24 protein-coding genes and 1 tRNA gene are annotated in these 25,842 nt (G+C 62.7%); 14 read left to right on the forward strand and 11 right to left on the reverse strand.

From position 1 onward, the window contains the following. Positions 1 to 239: 239 nt before the first annotated feature. From ppc to ACOFKT_RS00195, 3 genes are all read right to left on the reverse strand, one after another. Entirely contained in the window at positions 240 to 3,155 is a 2,916-nt protein-coding gene (ppc, locus tag ACOFKT_RS00185) for a phosphoenolpyruvate carboxylase (RefSeq protein WP_419805434.1), read from the reverse strand. Positions 3,156 to 3,203: 48 nt separating this feature from the next. Next, positions 3,204 to 4,298 carry a CPBP family intramembrane glutamic endopeptidase gene (locus ACOFKT_RS00190; RefSeq protein ID WP_419805435.1) on the reverse strand — a complete coding sequence of 365 codons (1,095 nt, stop codon included), beginning with the start codon at positions 4,296 to 4,298 and terminating at the stop codon, positions 3,204 to 3,206. Positions 4,299 to 4,440: 142 nt separating this feature from the next. Continuing rightward, positions 4,441 to 5,532, reverse strand: a complete 1,092-nt coding sequence (locus tag ACOFKT_RS00195) for a CPBP family intramembrane glutamic endopeptidase (RefSeq protein WP_419805436.1) — start codon at positions 5,530 to 5,532, stop codon at positions 4,441 to 4,443. Positions 5,533 to 5,868: 336 nt separating this feature from the next. Here ACOFKT_RS00195 and ACOFKT_RS00200 point away from each other — a divergent pair, with 336 nt between their 5' ends. Next, positions 5,869 to 6,726, forward strand: coding sequence for a hypothetical protein (locus ACOFKT_RS00200; RefSeq protein ID WP_419805437.1), 858 nt, complete (start codon positions 5,869 to 5,871; stop codon positions 6,724 to 6,726). Between the two features lie 118 nt (positions 6,727 to 6,844). Here ACOFKT_RS00200 and ACOFKT_RS00205 read toward each other — a convergent pair whose 3' ends face one another. The 7 genes from ACOFKT_RS00205 to ggt form a co-directional block, all read right to left on the reverse strand. Then, positions 6,845 to 7,270 carry a DUF2335 domain-containing protein gene (locus ACOFKT_RS00205; RefSeq protein WP_419805438.1) on the reverse strand — a complete coding sequence of 142 codons (426 nt, stop codon included), beginning with the start codon at positions 7,268 to 7,270 and terminating at the stop codon, positions 6,845 to 6,847. Then, positions 7,263 to 7,514: a hypothetical protein gene (locus ACOFKT_RS00210; protein WP_419805439.1), complete on the reverse strand. Its 252-nt coding sequence runs from the start codon at positions 7,512 to 7,514 to the stop codon at positions 7,263 to 7,265. Before ACOFKT_RS00210 ends, ACOFKT_RS00205 begins: the two co-directional genes overlap by 8 nt. A gap of 38 nt (positions 7,515 to 7,552) precedes the next feature. Next, the gene (gene asnS, locus ACOFKT_RS00215; protein ID WP_419805440.1) at positions 7,553 to 8,917 is read right to left on the reverse strand and encodes an asparagine--tRNA ligase; all 1,365 of its coding nucleotides are present in this window, start codon (positions 8,915 to 8,917) and stop codon (positions 7,553 to 7,555) included. 74 nt (positions 8,918 to 8,991) lie between these two features. Further along, a complete protein-coding gene (locus tag ACOFKT_RS00220) occupies positions 8,992 to 9,423 on the reverse strand; it encodes an REP-associated tyrosine transposase (RefSeq protein WP_419805441.1) in 432 nt (143 codons plus the stop codon). Positions 9,424 to 9,613: 190 nt separating this feature from the next. Next, the gene (locus tag ACOFKT_RS00225; RefSeq protein ID WP_419805442.1) at positions 9,614 to 10,942 is read right to left on the reverse strand and encodes a sugar porter family MFS transporter; all 1,329 of its coding nucleotides are present in this window, start codon (positions 10,940 to 10,942) and stop codon (positions 9,614 to 9,616) included. Positions 10,943 to 11,070: 128 nt separating this feature from the next. Further along, positions 11,071 to 11,337, reverse strand: coding sequence for a hypothetical protein (locus ACOFKT_RS00230; protein WP_419805443.1), 267 nt, complete (start codon positions 11,335 to 11,337; stop codon positions 11,071 to 11,073). Positions 11,338 to 11,520: 183 nt separating this feature from the next. Next, positions 11,521 to 13,299 carry a gamma-glutamyltransferase gene (ggt, locus tag ACOFKT_RS00235; RefSeq protein WP_419805444.1) on the reverse strand — a complete coding sequence of 593 codons (1,779 nt, stop codon included), beginning with the start codon at positions 13,297 to 13,299 and terminating at the stop codon, positions 11,521 to 11,523. 243 nt (positions 13,300 to 13,542) lie between these two features. On the opposite strand from ggt, the gene ACOFKT_RS00240 reads away from it, so the two are divergent. Then, on the forward strand, positions 13,543 to 14,220 hold the full coding sequence (locus ACOFKT_RS00240; RefSeq protein WP_419805445.1) for a hypothetical protein: 678 nt from the start codon (positions 13,543 to 13,545) through the stop codon (positions 14,218 to 14,220). Continuing rightward, the gene (locus ACOFKT_RS00245; RefSeq protein ID WP_419805446.1) at positions 14,220 to 15,581 is read left to right on the forward strand and encodes a glycoside hydrolase family 28 protein; all 1,362 of its coding nucleotides are present in this window, start codon (positions 14,220 to 14,222) and stop codon (positions 15,579 to 15,581) included. Before ACOFKT_RS00240 ends, ACOFKT_RS00245 begins: the two co-directional genes overlap by 1 nt. A 17-nt stretch (positions 15,582 to 15,598) precedes the next feature. Here the strand turns inward: ACOFKT_RS00245 and ACOFKT_RS00250 are convergent, their stop codons facing one another. Further along, positions 15,599 to 18,043 carry a DUF5916 domain-containing protein gene (locus ACOFKT_RS00250; protein ID WP_419805447.1) on the reverse strand — a complete coding sequence of 815 codons (2,445 nt, stop codon included), beginning with the start codon at positions 18,041 to 18,043 and terminating at the stop codon, positions 15,599 to 15,601. A 297-nt stretch (positions 18,044 to 18,340) separates the two neighbouring features. On the opposite strand from ACOFKT_RS00250, the gene ACOFKT_RS00255 reads away from it, so the two are divergent. The 11 genes from ACOFKT_RS00255 to ACOFKT_RS00305 all read left to right on the forward strand — a co-directional run bounded on the left by ACOFKT_RS00255 (position 18,341) and on the right by ACOFKT_RS00305 (position 25,839). Next, complete coding sequence (locus ACOFKT_RS00255) at positions 18,341 to 19,414, forward strand: 4-(cytidine 5'-diphospho)-2-C-methyl-D-erythritol kinase (RefSeq protein ID WP_419805448.1); 1,074 nt, start codon at positions 18,341 to 18,343, stop codon at positions 19,412 to 19,414. A gap of 58 nt (positions 19,415 to 19,472) precedes the next feature. Next, positions 19,473 to 19,546: transfer RNA gene (locus ACOFKT_RS00260), tRNA-Gln, on the forward strand. Between the two features lie 124 nt (positions 19,547 to 19,670). Continuing rightward, the gene (locus tag ACOFKT_RS00265) at positions 19,671 to 20,774 is read left to right on the forward strand and encodes a ribose-phosphate diphosphokinase (protein WP_419805449.1); all 1,104 of its coding nucleotides are present in this window, start codon (positions 19,671 to 19,673) and stop codon (positions 20,772 to 20,774) included. A gap of 190 nt (positions 20,775 to 20,964) precedes the next feature. Beyond that, the gene (locus tag ACOFKT_RS00270; RefSeq protein WP_419805450.1) at positions 20,965 to 21,633 is read left to right on the forward strand and encodes a 50S ribosomal protein L25; all 669 of its coding nucleotides are present in this window, start codon (positions 20,965 to 20,967) and stop codon (positions 21,631 to 21,633) included. Positions 21,634 to 21,719: 86 nt separating this feature from the next. Continuing rightward, on the forward strand, positions 21,720 to 22,322 hold the full coding sequence (pth, locus tag ACOFKT_RS00275) for an aminoacyl-tRNA hydrolase (RefSeq protein WP_419805451.1): 603 nt from the start codon (positions 21,720 to 21,722) through the stop codon (positions 22,320 to 22,322). Positions 22,323 to 22,485: 163 nt separating this feature from the next. Continuing rightward, positions 22,486 to 22,935 carry a 30S ribosomal protein S6 gene (rpsF, locus tag ACOFKT_RS00280; RefSeq protein ID WP_419805452.1) on the forward strand — a complete coding sequence of 150 codons (450 nt, stop codon included), beginning with the start codon at positions 22,486 to 22,488 and terminating at the stop codon, positions 22,933 to 22,935. A gap of 176 nt (positions 22,936 to 23,111) precedes the next feature. After that, positions 23,112 to 23,471, forward strand: coding sequence for a 30S ribosomal protein S18 (gene rpsR / locus ACOFKT_RS00285; RefSeq protein WP_419805453.1), 360 nt, complete (start codon positions 23,112 to 23,114; stop codon positions 23,469 to 23,471). 12 nt (positions 23,472 to 23,483) lie between these two features. Beyond that, a complete protein-coding gene (locus ACOFKT_RS00290) occupies positions 23,484 to 23,636 on the forward strand; it encodes a type II toxin-antitoxin system HicA family toxin (RefSeq protein WP_419805454.1) in 153 nt (50 codons plus the stop codon). A 29-nt stretch (positions 23,637 to 23,665) separates the two neighbouring features. After that, entirely contained in the window at positions 23,666 to 23,881 is a 216-nt protein-coding gene (locus ACOFKT_RS00295; protein ID WP_419805455.1) for a type II toxin-antitoxin system HicB family antitoxin, read from the forward strand. Positions 23,882 to 23,902: 21 nt separating this feature from the next. After that, positions 23,903 to 24,445 (forward strand): 50S ribosomal protein L9, encoded by a 543-nt coding sequence (gene rplI / locus ACOFKT_RS00300; protein WP_419805456.1) that lies wholly within the window; start codon positions 23,903 to 23,905, stop codon positions 24,443 to 24,445. A gap of 158 nt (positions 24,446 to 24,603) precedes the next feature. Continuing rightward, positions 24,604 to 25,839 carry a hypothetical protein gene (locus ACOFKT_RS00305; RefSeq protein WP_419805457.1) on the forward strand — a complete coding sequence of 412 codons (1,236 nt, stop codon included), beginning with the start codon at positions 24,604 to 24,606 and terminating at the stop codon, positions 25,837 to 25,839. The last annotated feature ends 3 nt before the right edge of the window (positions 25,840 to 25,842 follow it).

Below are 25,842 nucleotides of genomic sequence, written 5' to 3' on the forward strand. Positions count from 1 at the left end.
ATGTGAGCCTAGCTTATCGGCGATAGGCGACATGTCGATGTGCACGGAAGTTGTATGGAGGTGAGCCGAATGGGTGGCTTCGCCGGTACGCAATCAAAGGGTCAGTTGGCGCGGTGGAAACAGCCTGCAGCGGCGGAGATGCAGGACTATGAAGCTGTCCCGCTCCGGTCGAAATGACAATGTTTCGGCAGAGTCGAAGCCGGACAAGTTTTCGCGGCACCCATGGGAGTGCTTCGCGGTCAGCCGGTGTTGCGGAGGCCGGCGGAGATGCCGTTGATGGTGGCGGTAATGGCGCGGTTGAGCTGCGCTTCGGCGCGGTTGAGGGCGCTCTCGTCTTCGCTGGTGGCTCCGGCGTGTTTGCGGCGGAGGAGTTCGACCTGGATCCAGCTCATGGGGTCGACGTAGGGGTTACGGAGGCGGATGGAGCGGGCGAGGACAGGGTTCTGCTCCATGAGCTCGCTTTGGCCGGTGATGAGCAGGACCATGGAGCGGGCGCGCTGGAATTCGGCTTCGAGCATGGTGAAGACGCGGTTGGCGAGGGCCTGGTCGGGGACGAGCGAGGCGTAGAGGCGGGCGATGCCGAAGTCGGATTTGGCTAGGGCCATTTCGACGTTGCGGAGCATGTCGAGGAAGAGCGGGAAATCGCGCAGCATGGTGCGGAGCAGGTCGAGTCCGCCGGGGTTGTCGCGGCTGAAGGTTTCGAGCGCGGTGCCGACGCCGTACCAGGCGGGGACGAGGTGGCGCGACTGCATCCAGCCGAAGACCCAGGGGATGGCGCGGAGGTCGGCAAGGGAGCGTTTGCCGCTACGTTTTGCGGGTCTTGAGCCGATTTTGGCGTGTTCGAGCTCGGCGACGGGCGTCCCCTGCTGGAAATAGTCGAAGGTATCGGGGTTGTCGAGGATGTCTTCGCGGTAGCGATGGAAGCTGACGTCGGCAAGGTGATCGAGCGTGGATTCCCACGGGGGCAAAAGTTCGCCGGTGAGGTGGCCGCTGCAGTCGCCGCAGGCGTGGTGGTTGCGAAGGTCGGGGCGGGCGACGGCGTCAAGCGAGGCCGCGATCATGAGCTCAAGGGATCGCTCGGCGAGGACGACGTCGCTGTATTTGAAGTTGAGGACCTCGCCCTGCTCGGTGATGCGGAGCTCACCGTTGAAGCTCCCGAGCGGCTGGGCGTAGATGGCGCGGTGGGTGGGGCCGCCGCCGCGGCCGACGGCACCACCGCGGCCATGGAAGAGGCGGAGGTCGACGTTGCACTCCTGGGCGACCTGATGCAGGGCGCGGTGCGCCTTGTAGATCTCCCAGGTGGAGGCGATCATGCCGCCGTCCTTGTTGGAATCGGAGTAGCCGAGCATGACTTCCTGCCGGCGGTGGGCGGCGTCGAGCAGCGGTGCATAGGCGGGGCTGGTCCAGAGAGCGCGGCAGATGGCGGGGGCGTTCTGCAGGTCTTCGATGGATTCAAAGAGCGGGGCGATGAGGATGCCGGGGTCTTTGCGCTTGGGGTTACCGGTGACGGGGACGCCGCCGAGGCGGGCGAGCCAGAGGACGCGGAAGACATCTTCGGCGGAGGTGGCGCCGGAGATGATGTACTGCTGGATCGTGGTGGGGTCGCCGTGGAGTTTGAGGTCGGCGATGGTGCGGAAGGTGTCGAGGACGTCGGTGGCGGCGGGGGTCAGCGGGACGCTGAGGGTTGTTTCCGTGATTTCCGGCTGTCCCGGTTCTCCCGTCGATTTCGATTCTTTCGTCTCTCCCGTTTCAGGCGTTCCGCCGGGGATGCCTCGGTTGATTTCTTCGACAGTTTGAAGGTGGAGTTTTGCGTGCTGGCGGATGTCGAGAGTTTGGAGGTGGAGGCCGTAGGTGCGGACCTCGACGATGAGTGGGTCGATCCACATTTCGGCGAGACGGATGCCGTGGTGATTGTTGAGGGCGTTGCGGACGAGGAGGAGATCGCGTTCGAGGTCAGCCGCGCAGTCGTAACCGGGCAGGCGTTCGGAGTGCTGGCTGGCGTAACTGATCTGGGGTGTGCCGCCGAGGCGTAGCAGGATGCAGGCGAGCATGAGGCGCACCTGTTCGAAGCGGAAGCGGTCGATGAGGGACTTCGCCTCGCTGGGCAGCATGCGCAGGTAGCGGTCGATGGCGGTGCCGAGCTCGGGCGAGCCGCCGACCTGCTGGGTGCTGGCGGCAATCTGTTGCAGGGCGTCGGAGAGGCGGTGGCGGTAGTGCTTTTCGAGCAGGGCGCGCGACATCTCAAGGGACTCGCGCGTGACATCGGGCGTGACGAAGGGATTGCCGTCGCGGTCGCCGCCGATCCAGGAGCCGAAGCGGACGAGGGTGGGCAGGTCGAGCAGGGAGAGGTTGAGGTCGTATTCCTTGCGGAGAGCGTTCTGGACCTCGGTGTAGAGGGCGGGGACTGTGTCGAAGATACTGCTGTCGTAGAAGTCGAGAGCCATGCGGATTTCGTCGCGAACCTGCGGGCGCTCGTTGCGGACGTCGTCGGTTTGCCAGAGCGCGGTGATCTCGGTGAGGATGCCGGTCTGGAGTTGAAGGAGTTCGTCCTCGGGGTTGGGGATGTGGTCGAGGTTTTCAAGGAGCTGCGCGATGCGGTGCCGCTTGAACATGACGGAGCGGCGGGCGACCTCGGTGGGGTGCGCGGTGAAGACGGGGGTGACGCAGATTTCGCGAAGGAGGGTGAGGGCTTCTTCGGCGGTGTAGCCGGATTCGCGCATGCGGCGGAGGGTGCCCTGGAGAGAGCCGCGCTGGGGCGGTCTGGCGGTGTCGAGCAGGCCGGCAAGGCGGCGGCGCTTGCGGTGGTTGGTCTCGGCTAGGTTGATCAGTTCGAAATAGAAGCCGAAGGCGCGGGCGAGCTGGTAGGCGGTGGCGGTGTCGAGATCGCGGACGAGTTGGAGGGCTTCGTCGAGTTTGGTTTGAGCCGCCTCGTGGTCGTGGTTGAACTCGGCGTCGCGACGATCGGTGGCGAGGGCGCGAAGCTGCTCGACGAGGTCGAAGAGCCGGTCGCCGGCTTGCTCGCGGAGGACCTCGCCGAGCAGGGCGCCGAGGGAGCGGACATCGCGGCGCAGCGGGGCTTCTTTGGTGTGGGTGTCGGTCGCGCGCAGTTCTGCGAGACGGCTGGACCAGTCGGCGGGCTGCCAGAGCGACTGCATGGGGTTAGTAGAGCAGTGTGGGGGCGAGGCGGCAAGTCGACATGGAACCTAGCGGCGCAGGTGGTCCATGTTAGGGCTGAAAGCAGGGTCAGAGGGGGAACCTGGTTCGGAGCGCAGCGTGAGTGCGACGCCGACCACCGCGATCAGAAGGATTGCAAAGACATAAAGACTGCCCTCCGGGCCCGTCGGACCGCCGCTGAACAGAGTGTTCCCAAGGGGATGCGTGGCGTATAGCGGGTGAATGATCGGCCGCCCACTATCCCTGACGCCGTAGACGAACGACTGCATCCAGTCCCAGGCCGTGTGCCAGCCGACCGCCCACCAGAGCGATCCCGTGCGCCACAGACTGAATGCGAACATGAGGCCGATCAGTCCCGCCGACCACAGGCCAACGGAAGTTTCTCCAACATTGAAGTAGTGACTCAAACCGAAGAGGGCGGAAAAGAAAAAGGCGGTGGCCCAGAAGCCGAGGATGCGACGACGGCGTTCCGTCATGCCGGCGGAACCTGCAATGCCGGCAAAGCCCCGCGAGAGCGTGAAATAGAGATAGCCGCGAGTCAGGTACTCCTCAAATAGACCGACTGCAAGGAACGTGACGGCCCAAATTGCACCCCACTGCACGATTGCGCCGCCGTGAAGCAGCCGGCCGTCAAAGGCGAGTCGATGGGTGAAAAAGAGCGCCGCGATCAGCAGGGACATGAGGCCGCCGCCCCACAGGCAGCCCGCCAGGAACTGACCCGCGCGTGGCAGAAAGCTGCCCAGGCCGTATTGCCGCAGGTGGCGATGCTCGATACGCGCCATCACGGCTGCCAGCAGGATGGAACAGACGAAGCCAAGGCCGTGGGAATACAGCAGGACGGTCATGGGCTGTGCGGGCGCGCCGGGTTTCGCGGGGGCAAAGCGGTTCAAGTGAACCAGCTTCATAAGCAGGGTGCACACGATCTGGCAACCGATCAGCATGCCGTAGAACAGGAGGAAGGACCAGCCAGCGCGAAGTCCGTCCGTGCCGAAGAATATGGCGCGGGCTTTATGCGGGCGGGGCGGCTGGGACGCGGCCAAGCTGTCGTCATCGACGGTCGGGGCCCACTCGGGTGGGCCGGTAGACGGAATGGGTTGTGCTTGCGGTTCGATCGCGTCGGGCATCGTGCAGCCAAGATAGCGCGATCGTAGGTTCCACCCAAGCAAAATGAGCGTGCCGATGCGTTCCGCGAAGGGCGGATGACTCAGGCTGCTTTCCTTTTAACGGCTTGCGGCAATGTGGTGAAGCGCAGACCTTGCGAGTAAATCAGCGGTATGGGTGGTCGTTGGGTGTCCAGTTAGGGTCGGCGTAGGAGCCGGGTTCAGGTTTCAGGGCGACGGCGATGATGAGGGTGGTTAGGACGATCTCGGCAAGGTCGAAGATGCTGCCCTCGGGGCCGGTGAGGCCACCACTGAGGAGCGGACGGCCGATGGCATGCGAAGCGAGAAAATGGTGCTGGACGAGCAAACCGCTGTCAGGCGTGCCGAAGAGGAAGGACTGTGCCCAGTCCCAACCGGCATGGTAGCCGATCGCCCACCAGAGCGAGCCGGTGCGCCACAGCGAGAAGCAGAAGACGAAGCCGATGATCATGGTGGAGACGATGCCAAAGGGCGACTCCCCAGCGTTGCCGGTGTGGCCGACGCCAAACAGGAGTGAGAAGAGCAGAGCAGTGACCCAGAAGCCGACGACGACGCTGGTGCGGTAGGAGAGCTTTGCCGCGCGGGCCAGACCGGCGATGCCGCGGGTGAGCGTGAACTGGAAGAAGCCGCGGGTGGCAGCCTCCTCTGAGAAGCCAACGCCGAGAAAGCCGAGAAACCACAGGAAGCCATAATGCCAGGCGGCCGCGCCGTGCAGCAGAACGCCATCAAAGGCGAGCAGGCCGGCAACCTTGAGAGAGAAGACGAGTAATGAGAGCACGCCGAGACCTAAAATGGTGCCGAGCACAAATTGCGCAGCGCGCCGGCCAGTGAACGCGCCGATGCCGTAACGGGCAAAACGGCGACGTTCGATGAGGCTGAGGATGAGACCAGCCGCGAGCAGAACCGCAAAGGTGCCGTATTCGCCTTTGAGGGTGCCGGCGACGCTAAGCAGCTTTTCGGTGGGTGGCCGGGGTCCGCCGTGGCGCGCGGCCCGAATGGCGGTCGTGATGGCAAAGGCGAAGATAGCCAGAATGCCGCTGAAGAGTAAGGCAGACCAGCCTGCGCGGAGGCCGTCGGCACCGAATAAGATGGCGCGGACGTTTTGAGGGCGTTGCTGCCGGGCGAGGCCAGCTTCGTTGTCGTCCTCGGGTGGGGGTGCCCATTCGGGAGCGCCGGTCTGTGGGATGGGTTGAGCGTGTGGTTCGATGGGCTCGGGCATGGTTGAACCTTACGTTAGACCCGTCGATGGTGTTCCACCAAAGTGGCAGGCGCGGACGGACGACTTTTGCCTCGCTTGCGGGTGCGGGCCGGAAAAATCAGAATGAGTCGGCGCAACTTCTCATGGCGTCCTGTGTTGCTGAAAAATTTACCGATTTCCACAGTGTTGGCCGGGCGAAAAGTGCCTGATGCGGCGCTTATAGTGCGAGGCAAGCACTTTCCCGTTTGCCCGCACGACCCTGTGTTCTGCCCCGCCACTTGCATGTGGCGGACGACTTTGTTTTCTCGCGGCGCGCTCTCCCATGCCTAGACGCGGCGGCGACTCTGGAGGTTTCTGATGAAGCGCACTCTTGCCGCCCTGCTGGTGGCGGCCGCCGCCGTGGCGCCCGCACTGGCTGAGAAGATGATCCCTGCGGGATCGATCATTCAATGCACGATTTCTGAGCCCAAGGTGTCCAGCAAGACGCTGGACAAGGGCGATCCGGTGCTGTGCCGGCTGAGCCACATGGAGTATTACGGCCGGTCGGTGTTCCCGTACGGCGCGTACCTGGAGGGCCGGTTCGTGGACTACAAGGACCCGGGTCACCTGGTCGGCAAGGGATGGATGGAGCTGGATTTTGACCGGCTGATCATCAACCAGACCGATGACGTGATTCCGATCACGGCCAAGGTGGTGGACCTGCCCAAGTCGAAGATGCCGGTGGACAAGGAAGGCCGGATCCACGGCACCGGCCACCCGGTGAAGGATACGGTGACGTGGCTGATTCCGGTGCTGTGGCCGATCGACCTGATCAACCTGCCCCGGCGCGGACCGACGCCAGTGCTGAAAGCGGAGCAGCGGCTGACGTTGAAGGTGATGGATGACTTCGGGATTCCGACGAAGGACGAGATTCAGCAGGAGCTGGCGCCCAAGGGGCCGACGCTGATTCCGCGGGCTGATTATGCGGCGCCGATCGAGCGGCAGCCGGCGTACTACGCTCCATCCGCGCAAAGCTATGTGCCGCAGCAAACGTCGCCAACGACGGTGATTTACAACAACGTGTACGGCGGCCAGCAGCAGCCGATGTATCAGCAACCGCGGCCGCAGGTGGTGCGTGTGCCGCAGCCGTATCCGGTGCGGGTGCCGTATCCCGTGTATCCGCCGGTGGTGGCTGTGGGACCGCCGCCTCCGCCGCCGGGGTACTACGGGTATTGATTTCGTAGCCGAGGGTTCTTCGGGTTCGTGGATGGGATCGCGCGGGGGGCGTGGTCCCATTTGCGTTTAGAAGTTCGTGCGCCAGCTCTGCGCTGATTCGTCGCGAAGGGGAGGATGGTCAGGAGCGCGGGTGATTGCGGCCGTAGATGAACAGACTCACAAGGCTGATAAGGCCGACGCTGATAAGGCCTAGACCGACGCCGATGAAGCCCGACACCATAAGGTAGGCGCTGACGACGATGACAAACACGGCCAGGACGAAGCCAAGCCACACGCCACGGCGCTCACTGGCGATTTCCGCCGCGGTGAGGGAGGTTTCGCTTCTGACCTGTTCGCGTTCCAGGGCGCGGGAGTGTTCTGCTTCAGCCTCGGCCATGGCAAGGATGCGTTCGGCACTGCCCGGCAGCGCGTTCTCGTAAGCGGCGAGGGTACCCGGCGGCGGAAGCGGGCCGCTCCAATGAGCTGTGATGGAGATTTGAGACGTTTCTTCGCGAGAGAGTGACGCCGGATGTGTCGGTTCGCTCTCGTCCGAGGCACTACTCATGCTTGCGGTGTTCGGCCTCGAACTGATGCATTGCGTTGCTCAGGTACTGTCCCACACGTTGCCACGCCTGCGCGATGGCGTCGGCGTCACTCTTACGCTCCCGCCTGCGCTCCTCAATGGAGCGGATGGCGTCTTCGCGGTAGCTTCCACCGAAGTCGAGGAGACGGCCGGCGCCACGAAGGGTGCTGGAGCGCAGACGGGCACGGACTTTGCTGCGGATCTCCTGTTCGGCGGCACGTGTCATGCGGTCTCTCTCCGTATTAACTATAAGCTCTGATGCCGCTAGGGGTAAATGCGGTTCAGGGTGCGGGCGAAGGGGATGGTTTCGCGGACGTGTTCGAGGCCGCAGATCCAGGCGACGCAGCGTTCGATGCCCATGCCGAAGCCGGAGTGGGGGACCGAGCCGTACTTGCGGAGATCGAGATACCACTCGAAGGACTCGAGTGGGAGGTTGTGGTCGAGGATGCGCTGCCGGAGCAGGTCGTAGGAGTCGATGCGCTGCGAGCCGCCGATGATTTCGCCGTAGCCTTCAGGGGCGAGGACGTCGACGCAGAGGGCTTTGGTCGGGTCCTCTGGGTCGGGCTGCATGTAGAAGGCTTTGACTTCTGCCGGGTAACGGTGGACCATGACGGGCCGGTCGAACTGGTTGCTGATGTAGGTTTCGTCGGGTGCGCCGAAGTCGTCGCCGTAGGTGTGCGGGTGTTCGATGAGGCCTTTGCTGTGGGCGTCTTCGAGCATTTTATGGGCTTCATCGTAGGTGAGGCGCGGGAAGGGTGCCTGGATCTTTTCGAGGCGGGCGGCTTTTTCTTCGGAGCCGGTGATGGTTTTTAGGTCTGCGCGGTGGGTATCGAGAACGCGGTTGACGATGTGCGCCAGAAAGTTCTCGGCGAGGAGCATGAGGTCGTCGAGGCCGGCGTAGGCGACCTCGGGCTCGATCATCCAGAACTCGGTCAGGTGGCGGCGGGTCTTGGACTTTTCGGCGCGAAAGGTGGGGCCGAAGCTGTAGACCTTGCCGAGGGCGAGAGCGGTGGCCTCGATGTACAGCTGGCCGCTCTGGGTGAGGTAGGCGTTGCCCTCGTCGAAGTACTTCATCTCGAAGAGTTCGCTGGTGCCCTCGCAGGCGGCGGGGGTCAGGATGGGCGGGTCGGTGCGGATGAAGTCCTGGGTGTCAAAGAACTCCTGCGCGGCGCGCATCACGGTCGCGCGGATGCGGAGGATGGAGGACTGGCGCGGGGTGCGCATCCAGAGGTGGCGGCGCTCCATGAGGAAGTCGGGGCCGTGCTCCTTGAGGGTGATGGGGAAGGGCTGGTCGTCGGGAACGCGCTGGGTGACGTGGATGTTTTCGACGTCGAGCTCATAGCCGGAGGGAGCGCGGGTGTCGGCGCGGACTTTGCCGGTGACGGTGACGCTGGACTCGAGGGTGAGGTTTTTGAGGGTCTCAAAGACTTCGGGTGGGACTGCTGCTTTGGGGACGATGCCCTGGATGGTGCCGCTGCCGTCGCGAAAGATGGGGAACAGCAGCTTGCCGGATGCGCGCAGGTTGTAGAGCCAGCCGCGGAGCTGGATGGATTGGCCTTCGTGCTGGCCGATGTCGCGGATGGTGGTGAGCGGGGCGGCGGGTGTTTCGGGCAAGGCGGCGGTAGACATACAGGGTTAGTGTACGGCGGTGGGAGCCGCGGCTTTAGCCGCCGAGATAGCACGGTCGCAATGCAAATTCGGCTTTAGCCGCCGAGGTGATTCGGTAGTGGGTCGAGGTGTTCGGAGTAGCAGGTATGCACGAAAGAGTAATCGTGCCAACCTTTTCGTTTCGGATTGGCGGCAACATAAGAGACCTGACCTGTGAAGTCGTTTGCGTCGCGGATGCGGTGGGAGTAGTAGCCCTCGTCCCAGATTGGTCCTTTGTAGGATTTGCGCAGTGCAAAGGAGGTACCGCCTTTGATGATGCCGACCGTTTGTTCGAGTGAAGCAGCCGGTGACAGGACAAGATGCAGGTGATCGGGCATAACGACGAAGGCGTGCAAGCAGAAGCGGCGCTCCGTACGGTAGCGGAAGAGTGTTGCGAGTATGGTTTGAGCCTGGTGCGTCGGCCGTAGGAGACGCAGACGTTCCGAGCAGACGATGGTGACCGCGTAGGTTTGCGGAGTCTGTCGCACGAGCGGAGCGTATCACCTCGGCGGCTAAAGCCGCGTGCCACGAAGGTGGGCGTTTTCTACCTCGGCGGCTAAAGCCGCGTGCCACGAAGGTGGGCGTTTTCTACCTCGGCGGCTAAAGCCGCTTGTGTCCGGGAGGGTTGGCGTTCAACCTCGGCGGTTAAAGCCGCTTATGTTTGAGCATTCGCCACCGCTAGCGTTCGAGTTGGGCTTGGAGCTGTTCGAGGGTTTTGCCTTTGGTTTCGGGATACATGGCGAGGACGACGATGAACTGGACGACCATCATGGCGGCGAAAAAGTAGAACGGGACGGCGCGGGAGAGCTTGACGGCGGCGATGGGGAAGAGCGCGGCGATGATGGCGTTCATGATCCAGTGGGTGGTGGCGCCGAGGCTCTGGCCCTTGTTGCGGACGCGGGTGGGGAAGACCTCGGACAGGTAGACCCAGATGACCGCTCCCTGCGAGATGGCGAAGAAGCCGATGAAGCCGACCAGGCACCAGACCAGCAGGTTTGCGTGCGAGTGCGTGGAATAGATGAGGCCTACGCAGCTGAGCGAGATGCACGTGCCGACAGCGCCCAGGAGCAGGAGTGTTTTGCGGCCGAGCTTGTCGATGAGCAGCATGCCGAGGACGGTGCCGACGAGGTTCGCCAAACCGATGTAAATGGACTGCGAGAAGCCGCTGAGGCGGTCGAGGCCGGCCGAAGTAAAGATGGAATTTGTGTAATACAGGATCGCGTTGATACCGGAGAGCTGGTTGAACATGCCGATCGAGATGGCGAGGAAGATCGGGATGCGGTACTTCGATTGGAAGAGCGGCTCGTTTTTTTCGACGGACTCCGCGTGAATGGAGCGGCGGATATCTTCGAGCTCGCCTTCGGGGTTGATCGCGCCCATCTGTCGCAGCACGGTGAGGGCGTCGCCAAGGCTGTTCTGGGTAATGAGGAAGCGTGAGCTCTGGGGGACGGTGTAGAGCAGGACGAGAAAGGCGATGGCGGGAAAGACCGCGATGCCGAGTTGGTATTGCCACTCGCGCGCGCCCAGGCCGAGGCGGTCGATGTACCAGTTGGAGACGTAGGCGATGAGGATGCCGATGACGATCATGGTCTGGAAGGTGCCGACCAGGCGGCCGCGCCAGGCGGCGGGCGCGAGTTCGGCAATGTAGACCGGACCGAGGACGCTGGAGCCGCCGATGCCGACGCCGCCGATGAAGCGAAAGATCATGAGCATGGGCCAGTTGAGGGCCAGCGCGCAGCCGAGGGCGCTGATGACGTAGAGCGCGGCCATGACGCGCAGGGCGTTGCGGCCGCCCATTCTGGCACCGAGCGAACCGGCACCGAGAGCGCCGGCAACGGTGCCCCAGAGGGCGATAGAGACGGTTTGTCCCCATGCGGCTGGCGACAGCTGGAATACATGCATGAGCTGTTCCTGCGTGCCGCTGATGACAACGGTGTCGAAGCCGAAGAGCAGGCCGCCGAGCGCGCCGACGGCGGTCGAGAGCAGGAGTTTGCCGGTGATTGTCATAGCTGCTCCGATGGCAGGTGTTGAGCTATTGCGATGCGGGAGCAGTGTAGTGGGTCAGAAGGAGGTTTGGCGAGAAGGAGGTTTTCAGCTTGCGAAGGTGGGCGCGGGTAAGGGAGCAAGCGGTGCCCTTAACCGGGCGGCAAGGGATTTAGAAACTCTTTGCCCGCAGCGATCTTCTTTTTGGTCGCAGCGATCCTGTTCGTAAAGCGGGACGTCGCGGGTGGGCATTCGCATGCGTGCTTGAAGTGCTGTTGAAGGAAGTCGAGGTTTGCGTACTCCGCGCTACCGAGCGGGACCGTGTTCATGAGATTGAGCAGGATTTCGCGCAGGTCCGCGGCCTCAATCTCCATGCTTGCGTCCATGCGTACCATACCGATCCAGCTTGTCAGGTCCATGCGTGTTCCATATGCACGCTAGCTGGCATTGCGGGCGTCATGTGCCCGATACTGGACCTACCGCGCCGGACGCGATACCGAAATTTTCGGTGCTTTGATGATGCCAACGAAGCCATGGCTTCTGGTTTGCTGTGGCTATCAAGAGGCGGCGGAATCGATGTGCTTCAGAGGTTCTTCGCCGCGTCAGTAGCCTGCGGCTTTGCCGTACCCGCGGCGGGTGTCGTGGCCGCCGAGGAGGTCGCCGGTTTTGGGATCGACGGCGATGAGTTCGTTGTCGCCCCAGACACCGGGGTTGTGCTCATCGAATTCACCGGAGCGCTTGATGGTGTAGCCGCGCTGCTTGAGTACGTCGGAGACGCTAACAGGAAAGCGCTTTTCGACTTCGAGCTGGTCGGGCAGGTACTGGTGATGAAAGCGCGGAGCGTCGGCGGCCCCTTGGATGTTGAGGCCGTTGTCGATGAGCGAGACCAGGTCGTTGACGACGGTGGTGATGATGGTGGGGCCGCCGGGGGAGCCCAGGACGTAGCGGAGCTTGCCGCCTTGCGTGACGATGGTCGGGGTCATGGCGCTGAGCGGGCGCTTGTTGGGAGCGATGGCGTTGGCCGGGCCCTGGATGAGGCCGAAGCCGTTGGGCACGCCCATCTTGCTGGCGAAGTCGTCCATCTCGTCGTTCATGAGGAAGCCGAGGCCGGGGATGGTGACGCCGGAGCCGAAGCCGAAGTTGAGGGTGTAGGTGTTGGAGACGGCGTTGCCGTCGGCGTCGACGACGGAGAAGTGGGTGGTCTGCGGCGATTCATGCGCGGGACCGGGCAGTTGCGGCGGCGGTGGCATGAAGCCAGCGGGGCGGACGAGGTCTTTGCTGGCGGTGGCATTGAGCGGGTCGATGGTCTTGCGCCAGGCGGCGGCGTATTTTGGGTTTGCCATTTCGGCGAGCGGCATATGCATAAAGTCGGGGTCGCCGAGATAGTCGCCGCGGTCCATGAAGGCGCGGCGAAAGCTTTCGGTGATGAAGTGGACCTGGGCGGGGGAACGGTCGGCGCCGAGCCTGGGCAGGTTGTAACCGTCGAGGATGTTGAGTGCTTCGATCAGGACGATGCCGCCGGAGGAGGGTGGCGGCGCGGTGACGATGTCGTAGCCGTGGTACGTGGTGGTGAGCGGGGCGCGATCTTTGACTTCGTAGTGCGCGAGGTCGTCGGCGGTGATCAGGCCGCCGCCGGCGTGCATGCCATCCGCAATCTGCTTTGCCATGGCGCCGTGGTAGAAGTCGGCGGGGTCGGCGGCGATGTGCTCCAGGGTGGCGGCGAGTTCGGGCTGCTTGACGGTTTCGCCAGCGGTGTAGAAGTTGCCGTCGCGCTGGAAGATGCGGCGGGATTCGGGGAACTGCGTGAGCGTTTTGGAGTGCCAGACGCGGAGCTCTTCTTCAGAGGGCTGGAAGCCTTCGCGGGCGAGACGGATGGCGGGCTGCATGACGGCCTTGAGACCGAGGCGACCGAAGTGCTGTTCGGCGTAGACCATACCGGCGACGGTGCCGGGAACGCCTGAGGCCTTGTAGCCGACCATGCTCATGCCTTTGACGACGTTGCCCTGCGCGTCGAGGTACATGTTTGCGCTGGCGGCGGCGGGAGCTTTTTCGCGGTAGTCGAGAAAGTGGGGCTTGCCGTCGGCAAGTTTGTGCGGGCCGGTGCTGTGGGCCGGGCGGATGAGCATGAAGCCGCCGCCGCCGATGTTGCCGGCCGGCGGATACACGACGGCGAGCGCGAAGCCGACGGCGACGGCGGCGTCGACGGCGTTGCCGCCTTGCCGCAGGATCGCGACGCCGGCATCGGTGGCATCGTGCTGCAGGGTGACGACCATGGCGTGTTGGGTGCGAACGGGGGCGGGTGTGGGAAGCTGTTGCCCGGAGATGCATGCGGCCAGAGAGAGCGTGGCGGTGCAAGCGGTAAGTGGGCGGTGCATGCGCATCGGGACGGCCTCACAAAGGTGGTGGTGTGTTCGCAAGGTTATCGCACATTAAGGTGGGAAGGCTGTTGCGGATGTAAATGCGTCGGTGCTTCATGTCCAACGCGAACATGCTTCGTGTGCTTGACCCCGGTTTTGCGGAGAAACAGGTCAAGGGTGAGGCGCGCACCCGCATTTTGCCTTGCGCTGTTGGGAAACAGAAGAGGGGGTGTCCTGCTTCTAAGTGCGCACGAAGATTGGAGGGGCATGTTCTCTGGAAGCTGGAAGACGATCGTGCTGCTTTGTGTTCTTGCGAGCCCGGCGGGTGGTAAGTCGCAAGAGAAAGAGGCGCGGCCGACGCCGCCCGATCCATCAATGCACGCGTTGAATCTGTTGCCGGCACAACTGCGGCACGACCGGCCGGCGCGCGATGCGAAGGAGCAGAAGGCGTGGGACGAGGCGATCTTTGAATACTACAAAGAACTGGTGACGGACTACAGCGAGTATGACCATCGGCGACCGATCCTGGACACGCGGTCGAAGCGCATGTATCGAACGCGGCTTCGGGAAATGTCGCGGCAGTATCCGACGTTTGCGGTGAATGCCGTGGCCGAGGACATTGGCTGCGGCACGAGTTGCTTTTCGGTGGGTGTCGTGGTGCTGAGCAGCGGGCAGACGTATCTGCTGAATGACCTGAGTTCGTGGAATGTGTTTGTGCGTGCCGATTACAGGCTGGACAGCCGGATCATGCACGTGATGGGCTTCCTGGGGAAGGAGCATGCGGCGGACCGCTGGTACCTGCTGGAGCCGCACGCGCTGAAGCTGGTGTATTTGCAGCCGATGAGCGACGACTGCTTCAGTGCGGGAGACTTCGAGAGTTTGTGGTCAGGGCCGGCGTGCAGGTTTATTGCGGAGACGGCGCCGCCGGAGCCGCTGCTCCACTAATGTTTTCGTTGCCGAGCAGCGGCGAGTTGCCCAGCGTTCCCGGAACGCGCATGCTGTTCGATATGTCACAGCTGAAGCTACGCTCCGTTCTGTCCGGCATTGCTGTTCTGTTTGCGTTGCCGTTGTTTGCGGCGACGGAGTGCAACGTGCGCGCGATGGGTGCAAAGGGCGATGGCGCGACGAAGGATACGGCTGCGATTCAGAAGGCTATCGACCGGTGTGCGCCGAAGCGTGGCGTGGTGGTGCTGGAGGGCGGAACGTTTCTGAGTGCGCCGCTGGAGCTGCGCAGCGGGGTGACGTTGCGAATTGCGCCCGGGGCAACGCTGCTGGGTTCGCGCGACGTGGAGGATTACCCGATCCGTGAGGATTCGAAGTGGCGGCGCGTGGCGCTGCTGCATGGGGACCACCTGGACGGCGTGACGGTCGAGGGCGGGACCGAGCAGGACAAGCCGAGTGAGAACGGTTCCGGTACGGGGACGATCGACGGGTCGGGCGAGGTGTTCTGGAAGCTGGCGCATGAGCACCGGGTTGCGGGTGACACGAGTGGGTCGGGCGGGTTTCCGCGGCCGATGCTGATCGACATCACGGAGTCGCAGCACCTGACCTTTCGCAATCTGAAGGTGCAGAACTCGCCGATGTACAACTTCACCTTCTTTTTCTGCGATGGCATCCTGATTCACAACGTGATGATCCGGAATCCGCAGCGGAACGCGCCGAATACAGACGGGATCGACCCGTTTTCATCGAAGAACATCGAGATCAGCAATGTGGACATCTCGACGGGCGATGACGACATTGCGCTGAAGAGCGGCCTGGTGGAGCGCGACAACACGATCGCGCCGGTGGAGCATGTGTTGATTTGCAACAGCGTGTTTCGCGCGGGGCATGGGCTGAGCGTGGGTTCGGAACTGGCCGGCGGCATCAGCGATGTGCGGGTGGAGAATGTGCAGATGATCGGCACGGATGCGGGCGTGCGGATCAAGAGCAACCGCGGGCGTGGGAACGACATTCACGATCTGCACTACCGAAACATCGACATGAAAGACGTTGGGCAGCCGGTGCAGATTACCGAGTATTACCCGCGCATACCCGAGACGGACACGGCGCAGAAGATGGATGCGCACACGCCGCGGTTCCATGACATCTCGCTGGAAAATGTGTCGGCAACGGGCGCAAAGGATGCGGTGATTGTGGGGTTGCCGGAGTCGCCGATTCAGAGGCTGACGCTGACGAACGTGACGATTCGCGCGGCGAAAGGGATGCGGGTGCGGAACGCGGAGGTGACGATGCGGAATGTGGTGGTGAAGGCGGCGGAAGGGCCGGGCGTGCTCGAAGAGACGGGCGCAAAGATTACGCGATAGGAACGGGGCTCCGCACGCTAAAAGCGAAGGAGGTAACTGGCTTTGACGAAAAGTTCGCGGCCGGTGGCGAGGTATTGGGGGGAGTAGGGGACGTCGGTGTTGTTGGGGTCGCACTGGCCGGTGAGGCTGCGGTAGCAGAGGCCGCGGTCGAGGTTTTCGAGGGCGTTGTTGTAGCCGACGTAGACGGCGGTGCCGGGGTGAGGGAGCCAGGTGAAGAGGACCTGGGAGCTGACCTGCTTGGTGCGGACCAGCGTGGTCACGAGCGGGTTCGCGAGAACGGAGTCGTACTGCACGATGGCGCGCAGGCTGAACGAACGGGTGAACTGGTAGTTGATCTTGGTGCGCAGGGTTTGCGACTCGTAGGCCAGGTCGCCGGCATGGAATACGGTGCCGGGCGCGAGCTGTGTTGCTGTGGACCGCGGCGATGCGACCGGGTTTGCGATGCGCGGGTTCGCTGCCAGCAGCGGGTCGTTGTGCGCGGCGGTGGTGCGGTCGAGCAGGTAGGTGTTGTCGATGGTGAGCGGACCGGTGGGCTGCAGCGTGAGGTAGCCGCGGATCTGGTCTTCGTGCAGGAGTTCGGGTATGCCCGCGCCGGCGGGGTTGTAATTGACCGTGGCGCCATGCACGTAGGTGATGCGCGTGTTGAACTGCGGAATGGGGGCGAGACGGATGAGCGCGCCGGTGTAGTTTTCCGTGAAGTTGGTGTGATGCGCGAGCTCAGGGTAGTTGGTGGGCGAAAGCGTGTCGGAGTTGTTGCCGAAAAACGGGACGATGAGGCCGTTGTGCGGAAGGGTGAGGACGATGTCGTTCTCGTTGTAGTGAAAGACGCGGTTGCCGCCACGGTCAAAGGCGATGTTGAATTGCGGCTGCAGTTGAAAGCTCTGGATGCCGTGTTTGTTTGGGTACCAGGAGTAGCTGGCGTTTGAGCTGGACTGGCGCACCTGTGGGATGGTGGTGAAGCCGGCATCGGCCTGGTAACCCTGGCTGAAGTCGCGGTAGCGCAGGTTCAGGTTGAAGCTGCGGCCGGTGCGGTACAGGCCCAGGCGGTTTGCCGGGCCGGCGGAGTAGGTGCCGTCCTGCTGATGCGTGCTGGACTCGACCCACATGCCATTGGCTGTCCAGTGCTTGTTCAGGTAGGCGTTGAAATCGATGCCGCCGACGCGGTTGGGCCTGCCGTTCAGGATGCGCTGGGCGTAGGTGACGCCGACGCTGGATTGCTTGCCGATGTCCTGCGAGAGGCGGATGACCGTGGTCAGGGCGCGCTTGCCGTTCAGCGGGTCGTCCTGTGCGACGAACTCGCCGGGTGCCCGGTCGTCGATGGTGAGAAATCCGAGGTTGGTGTGGTTTATCTTGCCGGTGGCGCGTGCGCCGAACTCGGGGTGGATGACCGTGCGGGTGTAGAGCAGCGTGATCGGGGTGTCGAAATAGCTGGAGTTTTCGAGGAAGAAGGGACGGAGCTCAGGGTAATAGACGGCGAAGCGCTGGTTGACGCGGAACTGCGGCTGGTCGGATTCGACCTGGCTGAAGTCAGGGTTGACCGTGCCGTCGAGGACGATGGAGTTTTTGACGATGGCTTTGATGTCGCCGCCCGCGGTGCCGGCGAAGTTGCGCTTGCTGAAGTAGGGTTTGAGCGGGTCGTCGTCGTTGAGTTCGCGGATACGATGGGCGAGAGCGTAAGGGTTGATCTGGAGGTTGTGCGAGGTTGCGCCTTCGAGGCCGTGGGCCGTGCCTTCCTGGCTGAGCGTGCCGCTGATCTGCTGGGAGATGTGGGGCCAGTAGTCCTGTTCGCTGAGACGCGGCAGGTTGCGGCCGAGCACGATGCCCCAGTCCGGGGCGGCGGAGCGGGAGCGGATGCTGCGGAAGGGAATGGCCATGAGGGCGATCCAACCCTTGGGGGTGCGGCGGGCGCTGGAGTCCCAGATCTGGTCGTAGCTGAAATCGGGATCGTTGTTTTCGGCCCAGTTGGCGTCGGCCTGCACGCCAAGGGGGTTGACCTCAAAGAGAATGCCGCGGCGGCGGTCCTGGAAGGGGTCGACGAGGAGGGAGACGAAGTCGTCCTGGTCGATGTTTTCGCGGCGGGCGAGGTGGGCGCGCATGAGGTTGGGGCGGCTGTCGTAGCAGATGAAGACGGCGAAGAGGGCGGTGTGGGTGCGGCCGAGCCAGACTTCGGTTCTTTCGCTAGCGGGCTTGGTGTCAAAGGGCTGGTTTTGGGAAAGCTCGGCGACGTGGGCGAGCTTGCCGTGGAGGGCCGGTGCGGGTTCCATGTTTGGGAAGTCGGCCAGGGTCAGGCCGTGGTCGAGCATGGGGATTTGCAGCAACTGCGCGGGTGCGATATGCGCGGGAGCGTTGGGGCCGAGTTGGGCAGGGCCGGGAGTAGCCGGCGTCTGCTGCGCGTTGAGACTGATGGCAGCAAGCAGCGCGAGGCACGCGGGGGCGAGGCGAGTTGAAGCGAAAGAAAGCAAACGGGAACCACTGAGAGATACGCAGGTGAGGTGCAACGGGAAGCGGGAAAGTGAAGGGGGAGCGGCGGCGCGGCTTTTGCAAGGGTACGCAAAGGGGCTGTGGATGGTTCCCGGAGGCGGTGTATATGTGCGGTACGCCGGGGCTGTTTTGCCGGTGCGAGCGGAATGCAGGTTTCTGTGCAAGCACCGAGTCCACTGCGCACGCGCAAAGAGCGCGCGTGCTCCGAATCGAAGTGACAAAGTTAGGGCTGCGTCCTGCAGATGTGCTGATGAAGAGGAATGGCTACACTCGCTGGTATGCCGCCGACTGTTGTGCGTTCGTACTCGAAAATCAATCTGGGATTGCGGATTGGGCCGCCGCGGGCGGACGGCTTTCACCACTTGACGACGATGTACCAGACGGTAGCGCTGCACGATTTGGTGACCGTGCAAGCGGTGGCTGCGCCTGCGACGGAGATCACCATGTCCGCCAGCGATTCGCGGGTGCCATGCGATGGGCGGAACACGGCGTGGAAGATGGTGACGGCGGCGCTGGAGGGCCTGGGTGTGGCGGCGCGGGTGCATATTCACCTGGAGAAGCGGCTGCCTCCGCAGGGCGGCATGGGGGCTGGGTCGGCGAATGCAGCGGCGGCGCTGCTGGGGCTGGAGCGGCAGCTGAAGATGGCGCTGGACGGGCCCGCACGGTTGCGGATCGCGGTGCAGGTCGGGTCGGATGTGCCGCTGTTCCTGATCGGCGGAACGGTGTATGGGCACAACCGTGGTGAGGTCGTGTTGCCGTACCCGGACCTGCCGGAGATGCCGTGCCTGATTGTGGCGCCGGCGCAGGGGTCGAGCACGCCGGCGGCGTTTCGGGCGTGGGACGAACAGATTACGCAATTGACCCCGGAGGCGGCGCACGGTAGACTCGATGAGTTGAGCCGTGTCTATGCCTCCGCCTTTACACCGGCGGGGCAGGAGAGTCCGGGCAGTTTGCCCGACGCTTTTCAGGCCGGCAGCCTTGGTGTTTCCGGGGCTCTCGATGGAGTGGTGAAGGCCACGCACGAGGCTGATGGAGACCTGGCCGGGAATGCTTTTCTCGCGCTTGTCCGCACCGGGATCGAAAACGACTTTGAAGAGGTCGTCTTTCAGCAGCACCCCTCCCTGCGCGAAATCAAGCGAGCTTTATTGAATGAGAATGGCCGGCCGGAGGAAACGTATGCGCTGTGCGCGATGCTTTCCGGCTCCGGGTCGTCGATCTTTGGTCTGTTCCGGACTGTGGCGGACGCGAAGGCGGCGGAGCAGCGAGTGCAGGTTCTGCGGACGGGTGCGCGTCTGTTTGTGACGCGGACCGTGAGCAGAAAGCGGTATTGGCAGGAGATGTTTGAGGAGTAGGGCAGGTACACTGATTCTGGCAGTCTTCTCCCGGTGGCGAAATCCGCGGGGATGAAGTTGGGCGATCGACTAACGGTAGGTCAAGTGCCTTTGGAGCACTTTGTCCAGGTTCGAATCCTGGTCGCCCAGCCAACAACAGAGTCGGTCTCTCCTGCGTAGCGCGGTTGCACAAGATTTCGCAGAGGGGAGACAGGCAGGACATTTACGGCAGCAGAACTCGCCACGCTAACCGGCTGGAAGGATTCTCTCTCCGCACATGACACCGCAGCAAGATATGCCTACGCTCGCGCCCGCAACTCCCACCGAATCCACGCAACAGGCTACGGCGACGCCGTCACAGCCCATTACAGGTGCGCCGACTTCGAGCAAGTCGCCTGGTGCGCCCGCGCCGGAACGCAAGCGTTCGTCGCGGCTGGCGGATGATAAGCGGTTCAAGATTTTCTGCGGATCGGCCAACAAGCCGCTGTGCGAAGAGGTGTGCAGCTTCTTGGGTGTGCCGATGGGGCAGACCCGGTTGCAGAACTTTTCGGACGGCGAGATTCACTTCCAGCTGCTGGAAAATGTGCGTGGCGCGGATGTGTTCGTGCTGCAGCCGACGAGTGCGCCGGTTGAGAAGAACTTGGTCGAGCTAATGATCATGATCGACGCGCTGAAGCGGGCCTCGGCCGGGCGCATCACGGTCGTAATGCCGTATTACGGGTATGCGCGGCAGGACCGGAAGGACCGTCCGCGGGTGGCAATTACGTCGAAGCTGATCGCGGACGTGTTGCAGACGGCAGGCGCGAATCGCGCGTTGCTGGTAGACCTGCACGCGGCGCAGATTCAAGGGTTCTTCAATATTCCGGTCGACCATCTGTTCGCGTCGCCGGTGCTGGTGGGATACTTTCGCGACCTGAACCTGCCGAACCTGACGGTAGTCTCGCCGGATGCGGGCGGCGTGGAGCGGGCGCGGTTCTTTGCGCAGAAGCTGGGCGTTCCGCTGGCGATTGTGGATAAGCGGCGCACGGATATTAATGTGACGGAAGTGATGAACGTGATTGGCGATGTGCGCGGACGGACATGCATCATTCTGGACGACATTGTGGATACCGCGGGCACGCTGACGAAAACGGTGGATGCGTTGCTGGAGAACGGCGCGGAAGAGGTGTATGCGTGTGCCTCGCATGCGGTGCTGAGCGGGCCGGCGGCGGAGCGCATTGCGGCGAGCCGGTTGAAGGAGTTGGTGGTGACGAATACCATTCCGCTGCGGCCGGACGCTGCCGCGACGGGTAAGGTGAAGGTGCTGTCTGTCGCGGGCCTGCTGGGCCGGGCGATCGAGAGCATTCACATGGAGACGAGTGTGAGTACGCTGTTCTCGTAAGAGCAGGGAGCAGTTGACAGGGAACAGGGAGCAGCAAGCCCGTTCACGACAGAAGCGGCCAAAGGCATGGCCAAGAGCGCGGTGATCAAGCCGCAAAGGGAGTGAAGGTACGAGAACGCGGCGAAGATGAGCAAGGGCTGTTTCCTGCTCGCTGAGCATTGTTCCTGTACTTCGTGCCCGAAAGGAAAAGATGGCAAACACAGAAACAGTGCAGGCAACGGTTCGTACGGGGAAGTTCAACAAGAATGCAGCGCGTCGCGTGCGTGTGGCGGGCATGATCCCCGCGGTGGTGTATGGAGCCGGGCAGGAGCCCGTGGCGATCCAGCTGGATCCGAAGGTGATCACGAAGATCCTGCATTCGGAGTCGGGCCACAACACCATTTTTGACCTGAATGTGTCGGACGGCGCAGCGGCCAAGGCGATGATTGTGGATTGGCAGTATGAGCCGATCAAAGGCAAGCTTTTGCACATCGATCTGAAGCGTATCGCGATGGACAAGGCGATGAAGGTTTCGGTGCCGGTGTTCCTGATTGGTACCGCGAAGGGCGTGAAGACCGAGGGCGGCGTGCTGGACCAGGTGCTGCGCGAGGTTCAGCTCGAGTGCCTGCCTGGCGACATTCCGACGAGCCTGGATGTGGACGTTGCGGAGTTGGGAATTGGCGGCTCGATCCAAATCAAGGATCTACCGCACTCGGGATCGATTAAGTTCCTGGAAGATGAGAATGCGGTAGTGGCACACGTAACCAGCATTAAGGAAGACGTGGCCGAGACTGCAGGTGAGGGCTCCGCGGCTGGCGAACCCGAGGTGACGAAGGCCAAGGGCAAGCCGGAAGCGCAGGCAGCTGCGCCGAAGAAGTAAGACCGGTGCTCGCGTTTCTCTCGTGATTCGTTGCGCGTGCATACGGCTGACGAGGGCAAGGGAAGACGAGAGAGACGGAGCGTTTTGTGAAGCTGATCGTAGGGCTGGGGAATCCAGGTCCTGAGTACACCTTCACGCCGCATAATGCCGGCTTTCTTGCCATTGACCGCATCGCGGAAGATCGCGGTGCGGCGATGGCAAATCGCCGGGGGCGTGCGCTAACCGGCAAGGCCGTGATCGCAGGCGAAGAATGTCTGCTGGTCAAGCCGGAGACGTTTATGAACGGGAGCGGGCTGGCAGTGGCCGCGCTGGTTGGGGAATACGGGCTCGACCCGAAGAGTGATGTGGTGGTGCTCTACGACGAGTTGGCGTTTCCGCTGGGCACGGTGCGGTTGGCCGCGCGCGGCAGCAGCAACGGGCACAACGGTGTGAAGTCGGTCACCGGGTCGCTCGGCAGTGAAGATTGGATCCGCGTGCGGATTGGTGTCGGTCGAGGGACCGCGCCGGACGGGCGTGAGATCCGGGCAGGTGGTACGGACTACCTGCTGCAGCCGCTTCGCAAGGGTGACCTGCTGAAGCTGGATGAAGCTCTCGACCGTGCGGCAGAGGCGGTCGAAACCATTGTGGCCAACGGGATTGCGGAGGCCATGAACAAGTTCAATCGCCGGGAGGGTGCTGCGGCATCCTGATCGGCGGAAGAGGGCTCGCCCCGCCCGTTTCTCACGTGGTTCGTTGTTCGCGGAGGCTATCCGAGAGCAACGAGAGGAGCGAGCAACGAGTGCAACGTAAGACGAACTTCCATACCTTCCCTCGCGAGGGTGCGGGTCAAAAGCCCGCAAGAAAGAAGAGTGCATGAATCGTACGTATGAAGTGATGTTTATCGTTCGGCCAGACCTGGAAGAGGCCGATCTGGACAAGCTGATTGAGGGCTTTTCGGCCGTTGTGACGAACGGCAAAGGCGAAGTGAAGCAGGTGGAGAAGCTGGGCCGTCGGCGGCTGGCTTATATCGTCCGCAAGTTTCAGGACGGCCTGTATGTGCTGCTGCACATTTCGGCGGATGGCCCGCTGGTTGCCGAGCTGGAGCGCCGGTTGCGCGTGACTGAGCAGGTGATCAAGTTCATCACCGTTCGCACGGACGAGGAGAACAAGCGGTTGGCAAAGGTAAAGGCCATTCGCGACAGCAAGGTGAAGACCAGCACACAGCAACAGCCGCAGCAGCAGCAGCCCGCCAGCATGGAACCGAGCGAAGCGCCTGCCGCTGCCGCAGAGCCCGCATCTGCCCCGGAGCCGGCTGCCGCCTAACGTTTCTGCTGCGCAAGCAGCGGACCCAAATACGGGTGCAATGCACGATGACCCGCGACGCTCTGCTTCCTGCTTTGCGATGCAAAGTGGTTCATAGGACCCACAGCGGTTCTGGAGCATGAGATCGCCGAACAGAGCCGGGCCCGATTGCCCGCTCGAAAGGATAAGCATCAGCCATGGCTGACGAAACGAACAGCACCAGCACCGCAGCTTCCGCGCCCGCGCAGGGCGGATACCAGGGATCGAACTCCGGAGAGCGCAGCAGCTCCGGTCCGCGTCCGCCGCGTCCGGCGGGTGGGCCTGGCGGTGGCGGACGCAAGTTCTTCCGCCGCAAGAAGGTTTGCAAATTCTGCGTGGAGAAGATCGACCAGATCAGCTACCGCGACGTGCGCTTGCTGCAGCAGTTTGTGGCGGAGCGTGGCAAGATCACGCCGCGCCGCTTGACGGGGGTGTGCACGACGCACCAGCGCCAGCTGTCGCAGGCCATCAAGCAGGCACGCAACATCGCCCTGCTGCCATTTGCCGCGAAGTTCTAACGCCGCATACGTATGAAGTTTCGTGACATTATCAAGCTTGTCGAGAAGGATGGTTGGCAGCACATTCGGACCACCGGAAGTCATCGACACTTCCGGCATCCGATCAAACCGGGAACGGTAACGATCCCGGGCCATCCGTCCGATGATGTGGCGATTGGGACTTAGATCAGCATATTCAAGCAGGCAGGTTTGCGATGAGCGACTATCTGGTGATCTATGAGCAGACGGGAACGGGTTACAGCGCCTACGCGCCTGACCTGCCCGGCTGTATCACGACCGGAAACACCATTGCGGAAACGCGCGCAAACATGGAAGAAGCGATCGCGGGGCACTTGGCGGTGATGCGGGAGTTCGGCGATCCCATACCGCAGCCCTCCGCGGTGGCAGAGCGCCTGCCCATCTCCGCATAACGAGAGGATTGGAGAAAAGACATGGAAGTCATTCTGAAGGAAGACGTCGACAGCCTGGGTCACCGGGGCGACGTGGTCAAGGTAGCCAACGGCTATGGACGCAACTACCTGTTGCCGCAGCGGCTTGCAATTGAGGCGACCGTGGCGAACAAGGCTGTGATCGGGCAGATGAAGGAATCCGCCGTTCGCAAGGCTGCCAAGGACAAGTCCGTGGCGACGGAGCAGGCGGAGAAACTGAACGCGGTCGAGATGACGTTTGAGCGCAAGGTTGGCGCGAACGATGTGCTGTTCGGTTCGGTTACGGCTGCGGACATCGCTGCCGAGATGGCCAAGCAGGGGTATGAGGTTGATCGCCGGAAAATCCTGCTGGATGAGCCGCTGAAGCAGTTGGGCGAGTTCCATGTGCCGGTGAAGCTGTTTCGCGAGATCAATGCGCATGTGAAGGTTACGGTCAAGTCCGATGACCCGAACTATGTGCCGGGGCTGAAGCCGGAGGTCGTGTCGGATGAAGATCCGATCGAGCGCTACGGTCAGGACGAGTACGACGAGGACGTGCGGTACTAGGCACCTGCTGTCTGCAAGTATGTGAGGCGCACCTTACCGGGGTGCGCCTCACTATTTCGCGGGTTCGTGCATCTCACGGGCGTATGCGCAGCAGGTCCGCCGTCGCTCTCGCTCTTTTGCTGGTGTTTGCGGGATGCAAGCACAAGGCACCTTCTTCTTTGTCCTCTGCGACACCGTCTGCCCAATCGGGTTCGACCGGTGACGTCAAGCAGGCACAGAGCACGGTGATTGCACTGCAGCGGGAGTTGCGCGCGGTCCGCGTTCCCGAGATGGAGACGGATGTGCCGGCGGCGGCGCAGGAGCTGCTGCCAAAGTTCCAGCAGGCGCTGGTTAGGTTGTCGGATGATGTGTTGGCTGGGCAGCCAGCGACGGCAACGCCAAAACAGGTAGAGACCGCGCTGAATGCACTGCTGCCGCCGAAGCTGCCGGAGCAGCCGATAAAGCCACGCGCCATCGCCGATGCCGATGCCGAGGACAAGCCGCAGCAGGATGTGTACGGCGTGGATGTACAGGCATCCGTATCAGCGCCGTATGCGGGGATGCTGCTAGTGCAGCAGGGCTTCGGGATTGCATGTGGCGGAGACAACGTGCTGCTGGGATACAGCAATGCAAGCGGGCAGTGGCGGCGCGTACTGCGCTGGCAGGCGCCGCCGTACAAGCAGGTGAGCGATGCCTTTGGCGACAGCTATATCACGCAATTGCTGACGGTACAGCGGAGCGGGTATCCGGTGCTGCTGGTGATTCACGGCACGCCGTGGTGTTCGTCAACGATGAGCGGCTTCCACATGGCTGCGTTTGAGGTCGATGGTGCGCGCAGCGTGGACAAACCGTTCTGGGAGGCGTCGCACGAGTACCGCAGGTTTGATGAAGATGATCCGCTTCATCTGAAGGTTACGCCCGACGGGTTCGAGGTGAGGGCGAGTGTGTCTTCTTGGGACACCGCGGAGGTGAGCCGCACGGGCATAATGCGCTATCGGCTGACGGATGCGGGCTTTGAGCGTGTGTTGCCGATTGCCATGAACTCGCGCGACAGCGTGAACGAATGGATGAGCATGAAGCGAGATGAAGCGAAGCTGTTTACCGATGCGCCTGCAGGTTCGCTGACGTGGACAATGTTCGACACGTTCACCTATTACGGCAAGTCGGACAAGGAGAGGGAAGGCATGCCTACAGAACAACTGGGCGAGGTGCGCGCCTGTTCGGATTCACCGAAGCACTTCCAGTTGCACATTACGTCCAAAATCTACCGGAGGAACAGTGCAGAGCACACGGCCGGGCCCGAGTTTTACGTGCAGTTGACGGAGACCGGCAACGGTTATCGCCTGCACGACACATTGCGCGCGCCCGACCCCCAGTGCAATGGACGCGTTGTGCTGGCCGCGCCCGAGGACTGATGT

It is taken from the genome of Terriglobus sp. (genome assembly GCF_965201105.1).
In the GTDB taxonomy this organism is placed as follows: Bacteria; Acidobacteriota; Terriglobia; order Terriglobales; family Acidobacteriaceae; genus Terriglobus.